Source organism: Flavobacterium sp. KACC 22763, assembly GCF_028736155.1.
Classification (GTDB): domain Bacteria; phylum Bacteroidota; class Bacteroidia; order Flavobacteriales; family Flavobacteriaceae; genus Flavobacterium.
On the sequence record NZ_CP117879.1, the window covers coordinates 5462792 to 5483552 of the forward strand.

The 20761-nt window shown below is 34.8% G+C and carries 14 protein-coding genes; 12 read left to right on the forward strand and 2 right to left on the reverse strand.

Annotated features, from left to right (window positions below):
- Positions 1-56: 56 nt before the first annotated feature.
- From PQ463_RS23100 to xylA, 9 genes are all read left to right on the forward strand, one after another.
- Positions 57-2210, forward strand: a complete 2154-nt coding sequence (locus PQ463_RS23100; RefSeq protein WP_274255669.1) for an alpha-glucuronidase family glycosyl hydrolase — start codon at positions 57-59, stop codon at positions 2208-2210.
- Between the two features lie 162 nt (positions 2211-2372).
- A complete protein-coding gene (locus tag PQ463_RS23105) occupies positions 2373-3110 on the forward strand; it encodes an SDR family NAD(P)-dependent oxidoreductase (RefSeq protein ID WP_274255670.1) in 738 nt (245 codons plus the stop codon).
- Positions 3111-3282: 172 nt separating this feature from the next.
- The gene (uxuA, locus tag PQ463_RS23110; protein WP_274257995.1) at positions 3283-4446 is read left to right on the forward strand and encodes a mannonate dehydratase; all 1164 of its coding nucleotides are present in this window, start codon (positions 3283-3285) and stop codon (positions 4444-4446) included.
- A 101-nt stretch (positions 4447-4547) separates the two neighbouring features.
- Positions 4548-5657 (forward strand): endo-1,4-beta-xylanase, encoded by a 1110-nt coding sequence (locus tag PQ463_RS23115; protein ID WP_274255671.1) that lies wholly within the window; start codon positions 4548-4550, stop codon positions 5655-5657.
- Positions 5658-5953: 296 nt separating this feature from the next.
- Complete coding sequence (locus tag PQ463_RS23120) at positions 5954-7387, forward strand: MFS transporter (protein WP_274255672.1); 1434 nt, start codon at positions 5954-5956, stop codon at positions 7385-7387.
- 21 nt (positions 7388-7408) lie between these two features.
- Positions 7409-8443: a glycoside hydrolase family 43 protein gene (locus PQ463_RS23125; RefSeq protein ID WP_274255673.1), complete on the forward strand. Its 1035-nt coding sequence runs from the start codon at positions 7409-7411 to the stop codon at positions 8441-8443.
- A 409-nt stretch (positions 8444-8852) separates the two neighbouring features.
- Positions 8853-9860 carry a GntR family transcriptional regulator gene (locus PQ463_RS23130; protein WP_274255674.1) on the forward strand — a complete coding sequence of 336 codons (1008 nt, stop codon included), beginning with the start codon at positions 8853-8855 and terminating at the stop codon, positions 9858-9860.
- A gap of 1 nt (position 9861) precedes the next feature.
- On the forward strand, positions 9862-11343 hold the full coding sequence (locus tag PQ463_RS23135) for a xylulokinase (RefSeq protein ID WP_274255675.1): 1482 nt from the start codon (positions 9862-9864) through the stop codon (positions 11341-11343).
- 9 nt (positions 11344-11352) lie between these two features.
- Positions 11353-12678, forward strand: a complete 1326-nt coding sequence (xylA, locus tag PQ463_RS23140; protein ID WP_274255676.1) for a xylose isomerase — start codon at positions 11353-11355, stop codon at positions 12676-12678.
- A 510-nt stretch (positions 12679-13188) separates the two neighbouring features.
- Here xylA and PQ463_RS23145 read toward each other — a convergent pair.
- Entirely contained in the window at positions 13189-14067 is an 879-nt protein-coding gene (locus PQ463_RS23145) for a LysR substrate-binding domain-containing protein (protein ID WP_111376166.1), read from the reverse strand.
- A gap of 102 nt (positions 14068-14169) precedes the next feature.
- Here PQ463_RS23145 and PQ463_RS23150 point away from each other — a divergent pair, with 102 nt between their 5' ends.
- Entirely contained in the window at positions 14170-14919 is a 750-nt protein-coding gene (locus PQ463_RS23150; protein WP_274255677.1) for an MBL fold metallo-hydrolase, read from the forward strand.
- Between the two features lie 48 nt (positions 14920-14967).
- Here PQ463_RS23150 and PQ463_RS23155 read toward each other — a convergent pair whose 3' ends face one another.
- Positions 14968-15579: an RNA polymerase sigma factor gene (locus tag PQ463_RS23155; RefSeq protein WP_274255678.1), complete on the reverse strand. Its 612-nt coding sequence runs from the start codon at positions 15577-15579 to the stop codon at positions 14968-14970.
- Positions 15580-15858: 279 nt separating this feature from the next.
- Between PQ463_RS23155 and PQ463_RS23160 the strand changes: the two genes are divergently transcribed.
- Complete coding sequence (locus PQ463_RS23160) at positions 15859-17007, forward strand: FecR family protein (RefSeq protein WP_274255679.1); 1149 nt, start codon at positions 15859-15861, stop codon at positions 17005-17007.
- A 168-nt stretch (positions 17008-17175) separates the two neighbouring features.
- Positions 17176-20748, forward strand: a complete 3573-nt coding sequence (locus PQ463_RS23165; RefSeq protein ID WP_274255680.1) for a SusC/RagA family TonB-linked outer membrane protein — start codon at positions 17176-17178, stop codon at positions 20746-20748.
- Positions 20749-20761: the final 13 nt, after the last annotated feature.

Below are 20761 nucleotides of genomic sequence, written 5' to 3' on the forward strand. Positions count from 1 at the left end.
CTAAGTGAAATATTGATTCTTTCAGAATGAGATTGTAAAGAATAAATTAAGCGCCCATGAGTTTATTAAGATTTGTTATCCTACTTTTTTTGATTTCCTATTCAGCTTCGGCTCAAAAGGATTATAAATTGTGGCTTCAGTATAATAAAGTGGCTAATTCTACAATAGTTTCAGAATACCAAAACAATCTTAAAGGAATTGTGGTTTTAGGAAATTCCGAAACCATAAAAATTGCAGAAAGAGAACTCAAAGAAGGATTTTTGAATATGTTGGGAAATATCCCTGAAATAAGACAAACTATAGAAGGAGAAAATAATATTATTGCTGGTTCGCAATTTAATTTAAGTACTGAAATCAAAAACGAACTAAAATCTGATTTTGATAAAATCAATATTGAGGGTTTTATCATTAAAACCATTTCTCTTAAAAATAAAAAGCAAATCGTTATTACTGGAAAAAATGATGTTGCTGTTTTATACGGAGTTTTTAATTTCCTAAGAATATTACAGACTAATACGTCCATTAAAAATTTAAATATTGCTGATTCTCCAAAAACGAATATCAGAATTCTCAATCATTGGGATAATCTAGACAGAACTGTTGAACGTGGTTATGCTGGATTTTCACTTTGGAATTGGCAGAAATTGCCTGATTTTATCGACCAGCGTTATATAGATTATGCGAGAGCAAATGCTTCAATCGGAATCAACGGAACGGTTTTAACCAATGTAAATGCAAACGCTTTAATTCTTACTCAGCAATATTTAGAAAAAGTTGAGGCTTTAGCGAATGTTTTTAGACCTTACGGAATAAAAGTGTATTTAACTGCTAGATTTTCAGCACCAATCGAAATAGGAAACTTAAAAACTGCCGATCCAAAAGACCCAGAAGTCATTAATTGGTGGAAAAATAAATCAGCTGAAATTTATAAACGAATCCCAGATTTTGGTGGGTTTTTGGTAAAAGCCAATTCAGAAGGCCAACCAGGACCACAAAATTATGGAAGAGATCATGTTGATGGAGCAAATATGCTGGCCGATGCCGTCGCACCTTTTGGCGGAATCGTTATGTGGAGAGCTTTTGTTTATTCAGAACATGATGCGAATGATAGAGCTAAGCAGGCTTACACCGAATTTCAGCCGTATGACGGAAAATTCAAAGGAAATGTAATCGTTCAGGTAAAAAACGGAGCAATCGATTTTCAGCCCAGAGAACCATTTCATCCATTATTTGGTGCAATGCAAAAAACGCCTTTAATGATGGAGTTTCAAATCACGCAGGAATATTTAGGTTTCAGCACGCATTTGGTTTTCTTGCCTAAAATGTTTCAGGAAGTTCTGGAATCCGATACTTATCAAAAAGGAAAAGGTTCAACTGTTGCTAAAGTGGTTGACGGAACTTTGAACCAAAATAAACTAACAGGAATTGCAGGTGTAGCCAATATTGGTAATGATTTAAACTGGACGGGACATCCTTTTGCACAGACCAATTGGTACGGTTTCGGGAGGCTGGCATGGAATCCGTATTTAGATTCCGAAACCATTGCTGATGAATGGTTGAGATGCACTTTTTCTAATGATGAAAATTTCATCAAACCTGTAAAAAATATAATGATTGAATCTCGTGAGGCAGTTGTCAATTATATGACACCGCTTGGTTTGCATCACATCATGGATACGGGACATCATTACGGACCAGGACCTTGGGTATCCAATTTGTCAAGGCCAGAATGGAATCCGACTTATTATCATAAAGCTGATAAAAACGGAATTGGTTTTGACCGATCGAAATCGGGAACAAATGCAGTTTCGCAGTACGCGTCAGAAGTAGCAAATCTTTTTGATAATCTAGAAACTTGTCCCGAAAAAGATCTTTTATGGTTTCATCACCTCTCATGGGATTATAAACTGAAAAATGGTGAGACACTTTGGAACAGTATGGCATTGAAATATCAGGAAGGTGTAAATCAGGTAGTAGCAATGCAGAATGTTTGGAAGAAAACTGAAAACTATATTGACAGCGAACGTTTTAATGAAGTTGAAATGTTGCTGAAAATTCAGTACAAAGAAGCAAAATGGTGGCGCGATGCCTGTTTGCTATATTTCCAGCAGTTTTCAGGAAAAGAACTTCCGATGGGTGTAGAAAAACCAACGCAAACTTTAGAGTATTTTAAATCATTACAATTCCCATTTGCACCTGGAAATGGCTAATAAATTGAGTAATTGTAACGCGGATAAAACGGATTTGCTATCGCAAAGACACGGAAAAAAGGCGGATTTTTTAAATTAAATTGAGAAAAAACCGTGTAAATCAGTGATTTAGTGATAGCGAATCCGCATCATCCGCGTCCAAAAAAATATAGTATAAAAATTATGAGCAAGAAAACAGCAATTGTAACCGGAGGAAATTCGGGATTAGGTTTTGCAACGGCAAAAAAACTTTGTGACAACGGAATCACAACTTATATAATCGGAAGATCAAAAGACAAAACAGAAGATGCCTGCAGAGAGATTGGAGAAAATGCTATTCCAGTAATTTTCGATTTAAATAATCTAGCGGGAATTCCAGAGATGATCGAGAGTATCACAAAAGAAAATTCAATTGATATTTTGGTAAACAATGCTGGAATCAACATGAAAAAAGAAATTCCAGATGTAACTGATGAGGATTTTCTTTCCATAATTCATACCAATTTGCTAAGTGTTTTTGCAGTAAGCAGAGAAGTGATAAAAAATATGAAAGCAAATGGAGGCGGAAGTATTGTTAACATCAGTTCAATGGCATCGCAATACGGAATTCCAAAAGTAATTGCGTACTCGTCAAGTAAAGGTGCTATCGAAGCAATGACACGCGCAATGGCTGTTGAGTTAGCTCAGTTTGGTATTCGTGCGAATTGCATTGCTCCAGGATTCATTAAAACTAAAATGTCTTCGACAGCACTTGATAATGATCCAGAAAGAAAAAATAAAGTATTAGGAAGAACACCAATGGGTTATTTAGGAGAACCATCAGATATTGCAGATGCGGTTTATTATTTCGCTTTAAGTGAATCAAAATATACAACAGGAACTGTTTTGCCAGTTGATGGCGGAAATAGTATTGGGTTCTAATTTTTAAATATTTTAAACACATAGAAACATAGTTCTTCTTTGTCTAAAAAGGCATTTCACTTACATTAACGCAGTTAGGAACTAGTTTCTTTTGTAAGTTTTTTTTCGAGTTAATATAAATCTATGTTTCTATGTGTTTAATTAATTTTTACAAAAGTTAAGTATGATAAAAATGCAGCAAACCATGAGATGGTTCGGACCAAATGATAATGTTAAGCTGATTGATATTCGACAAGCTGGAGCAACAGGAATTGTAACCGCTTTGCACCAAATCCCTGTTGGAGATGTTTGGACAGTTGAAGAGATTCAGGAAAGACAGCAGATGGTTAGAAATGAAGGTTTGGAATGGACGGTTGTGGAAAGTCTTCCTGTTCATGAAGAAATAAAACGGGCTTCTGGAAACTATTTGCAATACATCGAAAACTATAAAATCAGTTTGCAAAATTTGGCGGAGTGTGGCATCAAAATTATAACCTACAATTTTATGCCGATTCTGGACTGGGTAAGAACCCATCATAATTTTATGAATGAGGATGGAAGCAGGGCTTTACTGTACAATCGGGATGCATTTACTTATTTTGATGTGTTTCTTTTGAAAAGACCGAATGCAGAACACGATTATTCAGACGATGAAAAAGAAAAAGCATTCCAATTTGGAAATCAATTATCGAATGATGAAAAAGCATTATTGTTTAAAAATGTTTTGTTGGGATTACCAGGAAGCAAAATCAATTTTACAGCAGAACAGATTTTATCTCTGTTAGAAAATTATGCTGAAATCGACAATCAAAAGTTAAGAGAAAACCTCATCTGTTTTTTATCGGAAGTAACACCGATTGCGGAAAAAAATGGACAGAAATTAGCCATTCATCCAGATGATCCGCCGTTTTCGGTTTTAGGTCTTCCAAGAATTGTTTCAACAGAAGCCGATTTGAAAGCTATTTTTGGAGCTGTTCCTTCAAAAGCCAATGGTTTATGTTATTGCACAGGTTCGTTGAGTGCAGATCCAAAAAATAATCTTGAAAAAATAATAGATGATTTTGGAGATCGAATTCATTTTTTACATCTGAGAAATACTATCCGCGAAAGCGAAACCATTTTTAGAGAATCTGAGCATTTAAACGGAAGCGTCAAAATGGAAGTTATCGTTGAGAAATTATTGTTATTAATGAACGAAAGAAAAACAAGCCTTCCAATGCGCCCAGATCATGGTTTTCTTCACAAAGTTGATGAAAAAACAGAAACTTATCCGGGTTATTCCTTGACAGGGAGACTAAAAGGGCTTGCTGAATTAAGAGGTTTAGAAATGGGAATTGGGTATAAGCTGAATTTGTAAATACTTTTTCTAGACCTGTCAGGTCTGTGTAGAGACAAGGAACATGTTTAGTTTGTCATTCTGAGGAACAAAAAATAAGTATTAACTATTAACCAAAATATATGAAATTTATTAACCCTTATTTGCTCGCAATCAGCACCGTGTTTTTTGTAAATTGTTCTTCTAACAAGGAAACGTTAAGCTTAAAAGATTCGTATAAAAACGATTTTTATATCGGAACTGCTTTGAGCGCAGATCAAATTGAAGAAAAAGATGTAAAAGTTGATTCATTAATCCGAACAGAATTTAATGCAATTACAGCAGAAAACATCATGAAATCGATGTACACGCATCCGCAGAAAGATAAATATGATTTTACTTTAGCAGATAAATTTGTGGCGTATGGAGAGAAAAATAAAATGTTTATTCACGGACATACTTTGATATGGCACAGTCAGTTAGCACCCTGGATGGAAAAAATCGCAGACAGCACTGAAATGAAAGCTTTTATGGAAGATCATATCACAACAATTGTTTCAAAATACAAAGGCAGAATCAATTCGTGGGATGTTGTAAACGAAGCTTTAAACGAAGACGGAACTTTACGAAAATCGGTTTTTTTGAATACACTGGGTGAAAAGTATCTGGTTGATGCTTTTAAACTAGCAGAAAAAGCTGATCCAAAAGTAGATTTATATTACAACGATTATAATATCGAAGAACCAGCAAAAAGAGCTGGAGCAATTGCTTTAATCAAGAAAATCAAAGCTGAAGGCGGAAAAGTAGATGGAGTGGGAATTCAAGGGCATTGGAGATTGGAAAGCCCATCATTGGAGGAGATTGAAAAAAGCATATTAGAATATTCAGCTTTAGGACTTAAGGTGGCTTTCACAGAATTAGATATTACAGTTTTGCCAAATCCGTGGGATTTAAAAGGAGCAGATGTAAATCAGAATTTTGAAGGAAGCAAAAAAATGAATCCTTATCCAAAAGCGTTGCCAGATTCCATTCAAAATAAACTTTCAGAACGTTATGCGTCGATTTTTAAGCTATTTTTAAAGCATAAAGACAAAATAAGCAGAGTGACTTTTTGGGGTGTTCACGATGGACAATCTTGGTTAAACGATTGGCCAATAAAAGGAAGAACAAATTATCCGTTGCCATTTGATAAACAATTAAAGCATAAACCTGCTTACGATAGTATTTTAAAATTGAAAGAAACTAAAGAATAAGCAGTCAAAACAGTTCAAGATTGATAAATTAATCAACAATCGGTTGTGAATTGAAAAATAACTTGAATAAAGTAAACTAAATTTGTATAATATGTTTTTTTGTCTAATTTTACACAACCGATTGTTTTAATTATAATTCAACGCAACCTCGTCATTTCGACGAAGGAGAAATCAAAATAGAAACTCCGCACAGAATGTCGTCAATCTTTGTCGAATCCCGCGTGTGATTTCTCCTTCGTCGAAATGACAAAAAAAAAGAAACTAACTAACTATCCAAAATGACCACAAACCCACGAATGACCAACATTTCACAAAAACTATCCATTAAAGAAAAAATTGGGTATAGCTTAGGAGACTTGGCTGCCAATTTGGTTTTTCAAACTTTGATGACCTATCTGGCGTATTTCTATACCGATATTTATGGCTTATCGCCAACCGATTCTTCCATCATTATGCTGATCGTTGGTTTAATTGCGGCTTTTATTTTTAATCCGATCATTGGGGTTTTGGCAGACCGAACAAGTACCAAATGGGGGAAATTCAGACCTTGGATTTTATTGACCGCAATTCCGCTTGGAATCGTGGCATTGTTAGCATTTTCAACTCCCGATTTCTCTTATAAAGGGAAAGTAATTTATGCCGTTGTAACCTATACCTTATTGTTGCTTTTTTATGCAGGAAACAATCTGCCGTATTCTGCTTTAAGTGGTGTTATTACTGGCGATATGGGCGAAAGAAATAGTATGTCGTCATATCGCTTTGTGGCAGTGATGTTTGCACAATTTTTTGTTCAGGTTTTTATGCTTGGCATTATCAAAAGTGCAGGAAACGGTGATAAAGCAGTTGGAATTGAAAAAGTAATGACCGCTTTGGCAATTATCGGAACGATTATGCTTTTAATTACATTCTTGACTACAAAAGAAAGAATCATTCCAAAGCCTGAGCAAAAGTCAAGTGTCAAAGAGGATTTAAGCGATTTAATCAAGAATAGGCCTTGGATAATTATGCTTTCGCTGACAACTCTGGTTTTTGTGACTCTGGCAATGAAAGGCGGCTCGTATGTCTATTATTTCGAAAACTATGTAAATAAAGACCAGCTAGCTCTTTTTATCCAACCTATTTTAGATTTTTTAACTAATATAAGATTGAATTATTTTGGAAATGATCCCGTTTCTGCAGGCTTTGGTCTATTCAATGCGGGTGGAATTATCTTTATGATTGTTGGTATTACTTTGTCTAAAAATTTGGCTGACAAATATGGGAAGCGAAATGTATTTGGATTGTTTTTATTCATTTCGACTTTATTCATTATCGCTTTTTATTTCTTTCCGCCAACTTCGATCGGACTGATGTTTTTCTCGCAAATTTTGCATGGATTTTTCTACGGAATTACAATTCCAATCTTATGGGCTATGATTGCTGATGTTGCCGATTACTCGGAATGGTTGAATAACCGTCGTGCTACTGCAATTATTTTCTCTGCTATGATGGTTGGGCTGAAAACAGGATTAAGTGTTGGAGGCGCTTTGACAACCTTATTTTTAGGTTATTTTCACTACGTTCCAAATGCTCCTCAACAATCAGAAATAGCAATAAATGGAATCAAATTATTGGTAAGCATTTTTCCTGCAATCCCTTTTTTAATTGGAGCTGGATTACTGTTTTTTTACAAGATCAACAAGAAAATGGAAGTGAAGATTGAAGCTGAATTGAAAGAAAGAAGAAGTTAATTATTTAAAGAAAAATATACTATGCCTGAAGATAGCATTGAACACATTAATTTTGAAGAAATTAATAATCTGGCGATTTCAAAGCCTTTAGTGTCCCATATTTATACGGCCGATCCTTCGGCTCATGTATTCAACGGGAAGATTTACATTTATCCGTCGCATGACATTGATGCGGGAATTCCGTTCAATGACAATGGCGACCATTTCGGAATGGAGGATTACCATGTTTTTTCGATGGAGAATATTTCATCGGAAGCTGTGGATAATGGGGTTGCGCTTCATGTGGATGACGTTGCCTGGGCCGAAAAGCAGATGTGGGCGCCCGATGCCGCACATAAAGATGGAAAGTATTATCTGTATTTCCCTGCCAAACGCGCCAATGGAATTTTCCAGATTGGCGTTGCCATTTCAGATTCGCCTGTTGGCCCCTTTGTTCCTGAAAAGGATGCCATAAAAGGCAGTTACAGCATAGATCCCGCGGTTTTTGAAGATGAAGACGGCAGGCATTACATCTATTTTGGCGGAATCTGGGGCGGTCAGCTTCAGAAATACAGAAATAATAGATACGATGAAAACAATCAAGAGCCTCTTGCAGAAGAAAAAGCTTTAGGGCCAATTGTGGCTTTGTTGAGAGACGATATGCTTGAGTTTGCCGAAGAGCCAAAAGAAATCAGGATTTTGGATGAAAACGGAAATGAGATTCTTGCGGGAGACAATAACCGCCGCTTTTTTGAAGCTTCATGGGTCCATAAGTACAATGGGAAATACTATTTCTCCTATTCAACGGGGGACACGCATTTTATCTGCTATGCAATCGGCGACAGTCCGTATGGGCCTTTTACGTATCAGGGAAGAATTCTGAATCCGGTTATCGGGTGGACATCGCACCATTCGATTTGCGAAGTGGAAGGGCAGTGGTATCTGTTCTATCATGATTCAAGCCTTTCAAAAGGCGTAACGCACTTGCGAAGTATGAAAGTTACTAAAATAGATTATTTGGAAGACGGCTCTATTGTAACTATTGACCCGTACGGAATAAGAAGATTATTTGATTAGGATTTTTTGTGTAAAAAAATTTCACAAAAACTACAATCGGTTGTGTTAGTTTAGTGCGCCTGGTCTGTCATTTCGAGGAACGAGAAATCTTTGTGATAAACTCTGAAAAGATTGAAAATTATTATTTAAGGGGTTACTTATGAAATCTTCGGAGTTTCTCGAAATGACAAAAATTAAGCAAACGTTCTTATGAAAACGATTTGCGTGAAGGATAGCAGTGGAAAGCCCGGAGCCTGACGAAGGAAGTGCGAGGACTTGAAACGGATAGCCTCCCGATAGTTATCGGGACAGGCAAACGCCCAAAATATTGAAATATAGGATTTTAAAAACTTAACATAATTAATGCAAAAAACAATTTTTTATAAAAGAATTTTATCTATTTTAGCATAACAGAACGGAACAGAACGGTATGCTAAAAGAAGAAGAAAAATTTGAGTTTATAATAAATCACGAAAGTGATATTCCGAAGTACCAGCAGTTGGTTGATGGGATTACGAATGCCATTGCAGAGAATATTTTGCAGAAGGGAGATTTGTTGCCTTCTGTTAATGTAATCTGTAAAACGTATCAGCTTTCAAGGGACACGGTTTTTAAAGCGTATTCGATTTTGAAAGACCAAAAAGTAATTGATTCTGTACCGAATAAAGGCTATTATGTAGCTGGTGAAACCAGAAAAGTGCTTTTGGTTTTAGACACATTTAAGGCTTATAAAGAGGTTTTGTATCATTCGGTTGTGAATAACCTGCCTGATAATGTGATTATAGATGTGCAGTTTCATCATTATAATATTGATGTTTTTAAAACGATCATTAATAACGGAATCGGGAAGTATTATAAATATGTGGTGATGAACTTTGATCACAAAGAAATCGCTTCTGTGTTGTCGGCTATTTCAAAAGATAAACTGCTTTTGATAGACTGGAATATTCAGGCAGATAAAGCCAATAATTATGTTTTTCAGGATTTTGGAAAAGCATTTTATGAGTCTTTGACAGAGGCTGTGGATTTGTTTAAAAAGTATAAAAATATACAATTTGTATATCCTGATTTTACAAATCACCCGTGGGAAACGGTTGAATTTTTTAAGAAATTCTGTGCCGATTTTGGTTTTGAATATGAAGTAATTACAGATCCAAAGAAGTTCGATATCGAAAAAGGAATTGCTTATATCAGTGTAAGCGACAGGATTTTAGGGCACTTTTTGGAACAATGCAAAGAGAAAGATTTTGAACCGGGAAAAGACGTTGGCTTTTTGTCGTACAACGAAACCCCGATGAAGAAATTTATATACAAAGGTATTTCGGTTGTTTCAACTGATTTTAAAGAAATGGGAACCAAAGCAGCGGCATTTATTACGCATGACGAAGAAACGAAGTGTTATGTGCCGACAAAATTAATAATAAGAGAATCATTGTAGTATGTATTATATCGGTTATGATATTGGAAGTTCTTCTGTCAAGGCAGCCTTGGTAGAAGCTGAAACGGGTAAAAAAGTAATCGTTTTGAACGAGCCTCAGAATGAAATGGAAATCCTTTCGATTCATCCCGACTGGGCTGAACAAGATCCTGAAATCTGGTGGAACCACATTTGTACGGCAACAAAAAGAGCCATTAAAGAAGCTAATATTGATGCATCTAAAATTCAAGGAGTTGGTATTTCGTACCAAATGCACGGATTGGTAATTGTCGATAAAGAAGGCGAACCATTGCGAAATTCAATTATCTGGTGTGACAGCCGTGCCGTTGAAATTGGAAATAAGGCTTTCACCGAAATTGGAGAAGAGAAATGTATGTCGCATTTATTGAATTCGCCAGGAAATTTCACAGCTTCAAAACTAAAATGGGTTAAAGAAAACGAACCTCAACTTTATAGTAAAATTGCTAAATATATGCTTCCTGGAGATTACATCGCTTTGAAACTGACAGGCGAAGTAACGACAACTAAAAACGGTTTGTCTGAAGGAATGCTTTGGGATTATAAAGAAAATAAAGTAGCCGACTGGCTTTTGGATTACTACGGAATCGATCAGTCTATGACTCCAAAAATTGTAGAGAATTTTACGAATCAAGGCGTTGTTACTGAAAAGGCTTCGGCAGAATCTGGACTTCCAGCTGGAATTCCTATTGTGTATAGAGCAGGAGATCAGCCTAATAATGCTCTTTCATTAAATGTTTTGAATCCAGGAGAAGTGGCGGCTACGGGCGGAACTTCGGGAGTGTTTTATGCAGTAAGCGAAATGTCTTCTGGAAAAAGCACTAGAGTAAACAATTTTGTCCATGTAAACTACGAATTGGAAACGCCGAGAGTTGGTAAACTTTTAAATATTAACGGAGCGGGAATTCAATATAGATGGCTTCGTAATAATATGGGGAACGAAAGTTACGAGGTAATGAATGAAAAAGCTTCGAATATTGAAATTGGATCAGAAGGAGTGGTTGTGATTCCGTTTGGAAATGGCGCTGAACGTATGTTCAACAACAAAACAATTGGTACGCATTTCTTAAACCTCAACTTAAATATTCACAACAGCGCACATTTGTTTAGAGCTTCTCTTGAAGGAATCGCTTTTTCGTTTGTCTACGGAATGGAATGCTTAAAAGAAGATAATGCAACTATTAATGTCATTAGAGCCGGAAATGATAATCTTTTCCGTTCTGAGATTTTCTCCAATACTGTGGCGACTTTAATTGGACACGAAATTGAAATTTACAACACAACCGGAGCAGTTGGTGCAGCAAGAGCGGTTGGCTTAAAAGATGGCGATTACAGCAAGTTTGGAGCTAATGTTAGTGACAATGACCACGTAATGACGTTTTTGCCACTTCATAACAAAGAACCTTACGAAGCTGCTTATAAGAAATGGAAACAAGAATTAGAATTAATATTAACAACTAAATAAAAGAATCAAATGATAGTTTTAGGAGATAAAGAATACTACAAAGGTATTGGCCAAATAAAATTTGAAGGAAAAGAATCAGACAATCCTTTAGCATTTAAATATTACAATCCAGATCAAGTTGTGGCTGGAAAAACAATGCGTGAGCACTTTAAATTTGCTATCGCTTATTGGCATACTTTCTGCGGACAAGGTAGCGATCCATTCGGACCAGGAACACAGCAATTTGCTTGGGATGCTTCATCAGATCCTTATCAGGCAGCGAAAGATAAAGCAGATGCCGCTTTTGAATTCATCAGCAAAATGGGATTTGATTATTTCTGTTTCCATGATTACGATTTGATTAACGAAGGGCCAACTTTTGCAGAATCAGAAAAACGTTTGGCTTTTATTACAGATTACTTAAAACAGAAAAAAGCAGAGTCTGGAATTAAATTGCTTTGGGGAACTTCAAACTGTTTCTCAAATCCAAGATTCATGAACGGGGCGGCTACAAATCCTGATTTTAATGTAGTAGCAAGAGCTGGAGGTCAAGTAAAATTAGCTCTAGATGCTACAATCGCTTTAGGCGGAGAAAACTACGTATTCTGGGGTGGTAGAGAAGGTTATATGTCTCTACTAAACACAGATATGGGAAGAGAATTAGACCACATGGCGCAATTCTTAGCAATGTCTAGAGACTATGCTAGAGCTCAAGGTTTTAAAGGAACTTTCTTTATTGAGCCAAAACCAATGGAGCCATCTAAACACCAATACGATTTTGACTCAGCAACTGCAATTGGATTCTTGAAAAATTATGGTTTAGATAAAGATTTCAAAATCAATATAGAGGTAAACCACGCTACATTGGCACAGCATACTTTCCAACACGAATTGGAAGTGGCTGCAAAAGCAGGAATGTTAGGAAGCATCGATGCGAACAGAGGTGATTACCAAAACGGATGGGATACAGACCAGTTCCCAAACAACATTCAGGAAACTACAGAAGCTATGTTGGTTTTCTTAAAAGCTGGCGGATTACAAGGCGGAGGAGTTAACTTTGATGCTAAAATCAGAAGAAACTCTACCGACTTAGAAGATGTTTTCTTGGCGCACATTGGTGGTGCTGATACTTTTGCAAGAGCATTATTGACTGCAGATAAAATCATTACTTCTTCTCCTTACGAGAAATTAAGAAAAGAAAGATATAGCTCATTCGATTCTGGAAAAGGTAAAGATTTTGCTGATGGGAAATTAAACTTGAAAGATCTTTATACAATCGCTCACGAAAATGGAGAATTAAATCTTCAAAGCGGTAAACAAGAATTGTTTGAAAATATCATCAATCAATATATTTAATAAAACTAAAACCCAACAGATCTTCTAAATCTGTTGGGTTTCTACAAAATATTTAGTGAGGCAAATCTAGAAAAGTTTAAAAACTGTTTTCTGATATTCTTTTAGATAAAATTCTAAAAATGTGTATTAAGATTATGGCTTTTTTTTCTTGAGATTTGAAAAAAAATAGATTTAAGGTTTAGTTGCTATTTTTTGAAAATCGAAACGAATAAAAGGTCAGTTTGATAAAATAATAGTGAGTATTTTTTATTGAAGGTTTTTTGAAGAGCAAAATCAATCGAAATGCACATTTTTTACTCACTAGAACTTTACTTAAGCAAAGAAATACGTACAGTTTTGTCATTTCGACGAAGGAGAAATCTCCGCTGACTGATATCGGATTGAAACAGTTTGTTGAAGATGCTAAAAAAATGAATCTCTAGACTAAAATAAATCACACAATTTGCAGGCTCTTTTCGTTCAGAAAAGAGCTTTTTTTTACTGAATATTCACGTAAAAAACTTTAATATTCTATGTAGTTACATTTTCCATTAGCATTTTCAAAAACGCGACAACCGCTTTTTTCTCATACACTTCTTTCAAAGAAATCAGCATTGCTGTTCGTGTCATATTTTTACCGCTTATCGGAATCGCATGTAAATCTTCCTCATTTTCAATGGTAGTTTTGGTTAAAATCGTATGCCATTTTCCCGTTTTAATCAATTCAAGCAGAGTCGGAATATCGTTTATTTCAATGGTAACATTTGGGTGTAAATTACTTTTTTCAAAAGCTTTATTGATAAATTGCGTCGTACTAAAACCACTCGACGGAAGTGCAAGTGGCAATGAACTTACCTCATCTAAAGAAATGCTTTTTTTGTTGGTCAACGGCGTTTCAGATGCCGTAACCAAAGCCATTGGGGAAGTAAATAATTCGAGATATTTAAAGTGCGCTTCTGAAGCAATTTCTTCAAAAGTCAGAATAACATCGAGTTGAAAATGATTTAGTTTTTGAATGAGTTCCTGCGAAGTGCCAAACACAATTTCGAATTGAATTTTAGGGTATTGAGAACTAAACAAAATCAATGCTTTTGTGACCACATGACGTAAGGCATACGTTACGCCAATTGCTACTTTTCCTGTTTCCAGATTATTTAAATCTTTTAATAATTCCAATCCATCAGAAGCTTTGTTGATAGATTGCTGCGCATAAACGGCAAACAAATCTCCAGCTTCAGTAAGCGTAATTCTTTTTCCAATTCGGTTAAAAAGAGGCACTTGAAGTTCATCTTCCAGCTGTTTAATTTGCTGCGATAATGTACTTTGACTGATGTAAAGCGCCGAAGCAGCTTCGGTAAAATTCAGTAATTCTTTTGCTTTTAGAAAATATTTTAGCTGACGAAGTTCCATTTCTAAATCGGTTTTATCGATTGATTTTATCGAAAAATAAGGTTTTACAAATATAGAAATTCTTTAGAACTTTGTCGTGTTGCAAAATTAAAGCAAAACAAAATGGAAATTATAGCTTTACAAGAAGGAAATTATGTTGCCAATTCTCAAAAAGAATTTCAGCTTTTAACAGCTGAATCAACGACTCCAGGTTTAAAAATGGCAATCCAGCCCTTTGTTGTTATCACCGACAATGACGTTATTTTATTAGACTTCGGTTTAGGATTTGTTAATAATGGCGTTCCGTTTATTTATGAAACTTTAAGAAAGAACAATATTGAACCTCAGCAGATAACCAAAGTTTTGGTTTCACATTTGCATAAAGATCATATTGAAGGAATTGGTTATTTTGAAAACGGAGATCTGGTTCAAAATTTTCCAAACGCGACAATTTATATTCAAGAAAGAGAAATTGATTTTGCTCTAGAACAAATCAATAATCCATCTTATGTATTTGAAATATTAAATGAGCTGAAAAAACTTCCTAATGTAGAATTGCTGAATTCTGATAGTGGAAATATAACCGATGAAATTTTCTATGAAGTTTCGGCTGGGCATACCCAATTTCATCAAGTTTTTTGGATTAAAGCCGATGATGAAATTGTTTTTTATGGAGCCGACGATTTGCCGCAAAAAATATATTGGTCCATGCACGTTGCCTACAAAACTGATTTTGACGGAAAACGCGCTATGCAATCTCGTAAAAAATGGGAACAGCAGGCAAAAGATGAAAATTGGAAAGTGCTTTTTTATCACGATATGAAAACGCCTGTTGTAGCGTTTTTTGAAGAAGAAATGAAATACGTATCATAAATAAAAGATTTGCAATCAATTTCAACTTTAAAACAATAAAAAGAAAATTCAGATTAAATTATTTAGTCTGAATTTTTTTTTAGCAGAAAACAGAAGAAATAAAACACTTCTCACTTTTTCTTCAAGTGAAGTCCTTAGAATAGAAAATGCTTTTGTAATCTGAGCTTCAACGGTTTTTATTGAAACGTCAAGATGTTCTGCAATCTCGATATTGGTTAAACCTTCTTTTTTACTTAAAATAAAAACCTCTTTACATTTTGGAGGAAGGTTCTGAATTTCTTTATTCACAGCATTCAAAACTCTTTTAAAATCCTCAGAATCTTCTTCCTGCACAATTCCGTTTAAGGCATCATAATAGGACTTTTCTAAAGAAAACAAAGACTGGTTTTTTCGATATAAATCGATAAACTCATTATAAGTCAATTTATAAAGAAAGCTTTTTAGAGAATGATCTGCTTTTAATCTTGTGCGTTGTTCCCACACTTTTATAAAAACGTTCTGCACAATATCTTCGGCGCTGTAAACATTTTTTACCAAGCTGTTGGCATACACACAAAGTTTATGATGATAGGTGTCGATAAGATACGTGTAAGCGCTTTCATCTCCATTTCTGAGAGATTCAATTAGAATGGTATTATCGCTGTAATCATCAATCTTCATAAAAACAAATATATAAATTAATAGTTTTTTTGGGTCAAAAGTGAACTGAAATTGCTCAAAACGACTTCTTTTTTTCTTTTCTATTCGAAATTTATTACAAATAAAAAAGGAATAAAATGCAAATATAAATCTTTTGTTTTATAATTTCTACCAAATTAGTCGAGTTTTATTGAAAGAAAAGACTTGTGAAAAATAAAAAATTCAGCAAAATGAAAAAAACTTTATCAAATTGTTAGGGTTTTGTTTTTTGGCTTCGTAATAATATTAAAAACGACTAAAATGACAGCAAAAAAGTCAGAGAGACTAATTGTTAAATTTATCACAAATCAGGCTTCTCAAGAAGAGATTGAGCAGCTTACGGAGTGGTTAAAAGAAGAAGAGAATCAAATTGCATTTAAGGATTTTGTAAAAACCAATTATGCAATTGATACTGCTTTGAACACTTTTGATTCGACTGAGGTTAGAAAAAAACTTGCGGAGCGAATCAAGAACGAAAATAATGTTTTTTATAAACGCAGATTTTCATCTTATTACAAATACGCAGCGATTTTGATTGTGGCTTTGGGAGGTTTTTATTTCTATAAAAATTCAAGCAATTCTCATTCAAAACCAAATATTATTATTCCGAGAGAAGATGAAATTGTATTGCAGCTAGGAAACGAATCGCAGAATCTTAATGCAAACGATGCCAGAAACATAACCGATAAATACGGGAATGTAATTGGAAGACAGGAAAAAGGCAAATTGGTTTATACAAAAGCGTATTCTGATGGCGCGCTGGTTTACAATACGATCAGGATTCCGTACGGAAAAAAGTTTGAAGTGCAATTGTCTGACGGAACGCTTGTGCATTTAAATGCAGGAACCTCATTGAGATATCCGGTACAGTTTGGTAAAAATCAGAATCGTCAAGTGTACCTTTTAGGAGAAGCTTTTTTTGAAGTGGAAAAAGACAAAGCACATCCATTTAATGTGAATACACAGAATATGAATGTTGAGGTTTTGGGAACAAAATTCAACGTGGACACGTATAGCGAAAATGTAAGCACCGATGTTGTTTTGGTTGAAGGAAAAGTCTCGCTTTATAAAGATCAGAAAACAAAAGAAGATCAGGTGTATTTGAAACCGGGAGACAAAGGTTCGAATCTAAAAGGGCAATCAAAAATTGCAATAGAACAAGTTAATACAGAATATTATACAGCTTGGGTAAAAGGAAGTCTGGTTTTTAAAAATGCTTCTTTTGATGATATTATCAAAAAACTGGAACGCCAATACAACGTAACGTTCATTAATAGAAATAAAACTCTCGGAAAAGAAATTTTTAACGCCCGTTTTGACAATGAACCAATCGAAGTTGTTCTAAAATATTTCAGCGACAGCTATAAGATTGATTATGATATTGATCGAGACAGGATTACTATAAAATAAATTATCAATTAACAATTCATAATTAACAATTAAAAAAAAGCCTATGTAACAAAAATCCAAAATGAAAAGGATCGTTATAAAAAAACCGGAAAATGCGCCAACATTTCCCGGTAGAGTATATGCGGTCAGTTAATTAACCAACCAACATTAAAAAAACATTTTAAAAGTATGAAAAAACTCTTGAACAGAATCAGGTTTGATAAGCCTTTTTTGAAATTTGATTTGAAAATGAAATTGACCACATTATTTCTGCTAACTGCCTTAACAGTAATGCACGCCGGAACCACTTATTCTCAAAAAAACAAGATTTCTTTTAATGCCAGCAATATGACTGTTGCCAAAGTGATTGAAAGGCTTGAATATACTACAGATTACAGATTTGTTTACAATGTAAGATCTGTAGATTTAAACAGAGTAATCGACGTAAATGCATACGAAACTTCAATCGAAGTTATTTTAAACAAAATTTTTAATAATTCTAGTACCGATTTTAAAGTATCAGGAAACCATATTATTCTGACGCCGAAAAAAATAGCTGCCGAAAAACCGATTGAAACAAAAAAGGAAGTGGCTGATTTTATCGTAAAAGGTAGGGTTACAGATGAAAAAGGAATGCCATTAGTTGGTGCAGCAGTTGCGGATAATGGCTCTGGAAGAGGTGTAAATACCGATTTTAATGGAGAATATCAGATTATTGCGGTAAGCGGCGAAACGACTTTGGCTTATTCTTATTTAGGATATGTAAGACAGGAAATAAAAGTTGAAGGAAGAAGTGTTATCAATGTTGTTTTAAAAGAAGATGTGCAGCAATTAGAAGGTTTGGTTTTAACAACTGGATATCAGAATATTTCGGCTGAAAAAATAACAGGTTCTTTCTCCAATCTGAAAGCAAAAGAGTTTCAGGAACAGCGTTTGAGCAGTATGGATAAAATTTTGGAAGGACGTATTGTTGGATATCAGGATGGTAAAATTCGTGGTACTACAACTATGAGAGGTGTAGTTTATCCTCTATACGTTATTGACGGATTTCCTGTAGAAAGTACAAAACTGACGCCTTATGCGACTATAGAAGAAAATGTACCGAATCTGAATTTAGAAGATATTGAAACAATTACAGTTTTAAAAGATGCAGCGGCGGCTTCTATTTATGGTTCGCGTGCAGCAAATGGAGTTGTAGTTATTACAACCAAAAAAGCAAAAGCTGGAAAAACAAATATTTCTTTTTCAAGCAATTTGACCGTTACGCCTTATAGAAATTATACTGGAAACCTAACGGATTCAGCTGATATTATTGGTTTAGAAAAGGGTTGGGCGGCAGGAAACCCAAATTTACAAGGAGCAAATGCTGGAACTTATGCGCAATCATTATTGAATAATGCTGCATTTACAAGTTTAGGAATGAATACTTTATTGAATGGTTATGCAGGCAAAATTTCTATGGCAGAAATGAATAATCGATTGAACACACTTGGCGCACAAGGATATAAGTATTATGATGATATTGCAAAATATGCAAAACGCGATCAATATTTTATGCAGCACAATCTTAGTTTAGGTAAAGCAAGTGAAAACAATACTTTTAATGCATCGATAACTTACAAAGACAATCAGTTAGAAGATATGTACTCTGAAAATCAGTCTGTGGGAATTAATCTGAAGAATTCTACTCAAATTAATAACTGGCTGTCACTAGATTTAGGAACTTATTTAAATTACGGAACTGGCGATACACAAAGTTATTTGGCATCAGCCCCAGGATTTAAATTTCAGCCATATAACCAATTGGTAAATAACGACGGAACTAATTTTGTTTCGACTGCTGCGTCTCGCTACAATAATTTTACGCTTCAGTCTATGCAGAATTATGGACTGTACAATATGGACATTACGCCAATGGATGAATTTGGAAGAAACCTTATTGAAAACAAAAATTTCCTAAACAGAACGTACGCAAAGTTTAATGTGAAATTCAGCAAAGCCTTTACATACAATGCGATGTTCCAATACGAATATGGTTCAGATCGTGCAGAACAGCTTTTTGGCAAAGATTCTTATTACACAAGAAAGAGAGTAAACGAATTGGTTACTATTGTAAACAATAAAGCGGTTTACAATCTTCCTTATGGCGATATTATAAAAGAAACCAATCAGTTTACAAACGCTTACAATTTCCGTCAGCAGTTAAATTTCAATCAGACGTTTAATGAAAAACATGATTTTTCTGCCATTGCCGGTATGGAAATTCGCCATACAAAATTAGAATTTAGCAATAATACACGTTACGGTTATGATGCTCAAACTTTAGGTTTTACTCCAATAAATCAGGCAGATTTACTTAAAGTATACGGAGGAGTTTTTGGAGGCTACATGATTCAAGACGATTTTTCATTAGAAAAAGAAATGCTAAACCGTTTTGTATCTCTCTACTCAACAGGCGGATACACGTATGATGGAAGATATACTATTTCTGGAAGTATACGTATGGACCGTTCTAATCTTTGGGGAACAGACAGTAAATATCAAAATAAACCAACTTGGTCTGCTGGAGCAGGGTGGAATATTGATAAAGAATCTTTCTTTAAAGTTTCGTGGGTAGACGCGCTTAAAGTACGTGCTTCTTATGGTATTTTAGGAAATATTGCCAAAGATACAGCTCCTTATTTAACAGCTTATTACAATTCAAATTCGAATGTTGGAGGAACTCAGGGAACCGTAAGATCAAGACCAAATCCAGAATTATCTTGGGAAAAAACAACTACGACCAATATTGGTTTGGATTTTTCATTATTCAAAAGCAGACTAAGCGGAAGCTTTGACTTTTATAACAAAAAAGGAGAAGATTTATTAGCAAGCAGCCAAGGAATTCCAACAGAAGGATGGGGCTATTCTACTTATACCATCAACAATGGAGGAATGACAAATAAAGGAATCGAGGTAACTTTGAGAGGAACAATCATAAAAACACCTTCATTCTCATGGGATGCTGCTATTTTGTATGCTAATAATAAAAATAAAGTAGATTTTATAAATGTAAAAGCACCAGTTTATTATTTACAGTTAGATCAACCACAATTTTTTCCGAGAGTTGGGACAAATTTTAACTCTATTTATGGCTACCAATGGGCAGGACTGAACAACGCAGGATTGCCACAGGTTTATGATGCAAACGGAACAGCAGTAAAATACAATCCGGGGCAACTTGATGCTATTAAAGATTATGGTTCAACAGTACCAACTCACAGCGGATCATTCCATACTTCAGCTAATTACAAAAATTTCTCGCTTTCAGCACTTTTCGTTTACGAGTTAGGACATAAAATTAGAAATAGCTACTTGCCAATGCTAAGCAATAATTATAATAGCGCAATGGGGGGTTATGTAACAGATATTACGGTAGTAAATAATCATATTAGAGATCGTTGGCAGCAGCCAGGAGACGAAGCTTTTACAAATGTTCCGAGAGTAGTTTATGAATATGAATCCGATTTTAGTTCAGATTCACGTACTATTTATTCATACGCAGACATTAACATTCTAGACGCTTCAAATATTAGATTGAGCAACGTTTCATTGGCTTATCAAATGCCAAAAGAATTGATGAAGAGGGTAAAATTAGATGGAGTTCGTTTTAATCTAAATGCCGAAAATGTATTTACTGTGGCAAAAAGCAGAGATGCCAAATTCTTATTGAATGGTTTCCAATCTCCAAGTTTTGTTTTTGGTGTAAATGTTAACTTTTAATTTTTAAAGACGA

Coding starts and splice junctions, on each gene's coding strand:
- PQ463_RS23160 (WP_274255679.1), top strand. CDS start 15,859: ATGACAGCAAAAAAGTCAGAGAGACTAATTGTTAAATTTATCACAAAT.
- PQ463_RS23115 (WP_274255671.1), top strand. CDS start 4,548: ATGAAATTTATTAACCCTTATTTGCTCGCAATCAGCACCGTGTTTTTT.
- PQ463_RS23155 (WP_274255678.1), bottom strand. CDS start 15,579: ATGAAGATTGATGATTACAGCGATAATACCATTCTAATTGAATCTCTC.
- PQ463_RS23130 (WP_274255674.1), top strand. CDS start 8,853: ATGCTAAAAGAAGAAGAAAAATTTGAGTTTATAATAAATCACGAAAGT.
- PQ463_RS23145 (WP_111376166.1), bottom strand. CDS start 14,067: ATGGAACTTCGTCAGCTAAAATATTTTCTAAAAGCAAAAGAATTACTG.
- PQ463_RS23105 (WP_274255670.1), top strand. CDS start 2,373: ATGAGCAAGAAAACAGCAATTGTAACCGGAGGAAATTCGGGATTAGGT.
- PQ463_RS23125 (WP_274255673.1), top strand. CDS start 7,409: ATGCCTGAAGATAGCATTGAACACATTAATTTTGAAGAAATTAATAAT.
- uxuA (WP_274257995.1), top strand. CDS start 3,283: ATGCAGCAAACCATGAGATGGTTCGGACCAAATGATAATGTTAAGCTG.
- xylA (WP_274255676.1), top strand. CDS start 11,353: ATGATAGTTTTAGGAGATAAAGAATACTACAAAGGTATTGGCCAAATA.
- PQ463_RS23150 (WP_274255677.1), top strand. CDS start 14,170: ATGGAAATTATAGCTTTACAAGAAGGAAATTATGTTGCCAATTCTCAA.
- PQ463_RS23165 (WP_274255680.1), top strand. CDS start 17,176: ATGAAAAAACTCTTGAACAGAATCAGGTTTGATAAGCCTTTTTTGAAA.
- PQ463_RS23135 (WP_274255675.1), top strand. CDS start 9,862: ATGTATTATATCGGTTATGATATTGGAAGTTCTTCTGTCAAGGCAGCC.
- PQ463_RS23120 (WP_274255672.1), top strand. CDS start 5,954: ATGACCAACATTTCACAAAAACTATCCATTAAAGAAAAAATTGGGTAT.
- PQ463_RS23100 (WP_274255669.1), top strand. CDS start 57: ATGAGTTTATTAAGATTTGTTATCCTACTTTTTTTGATTTCCTATTCA.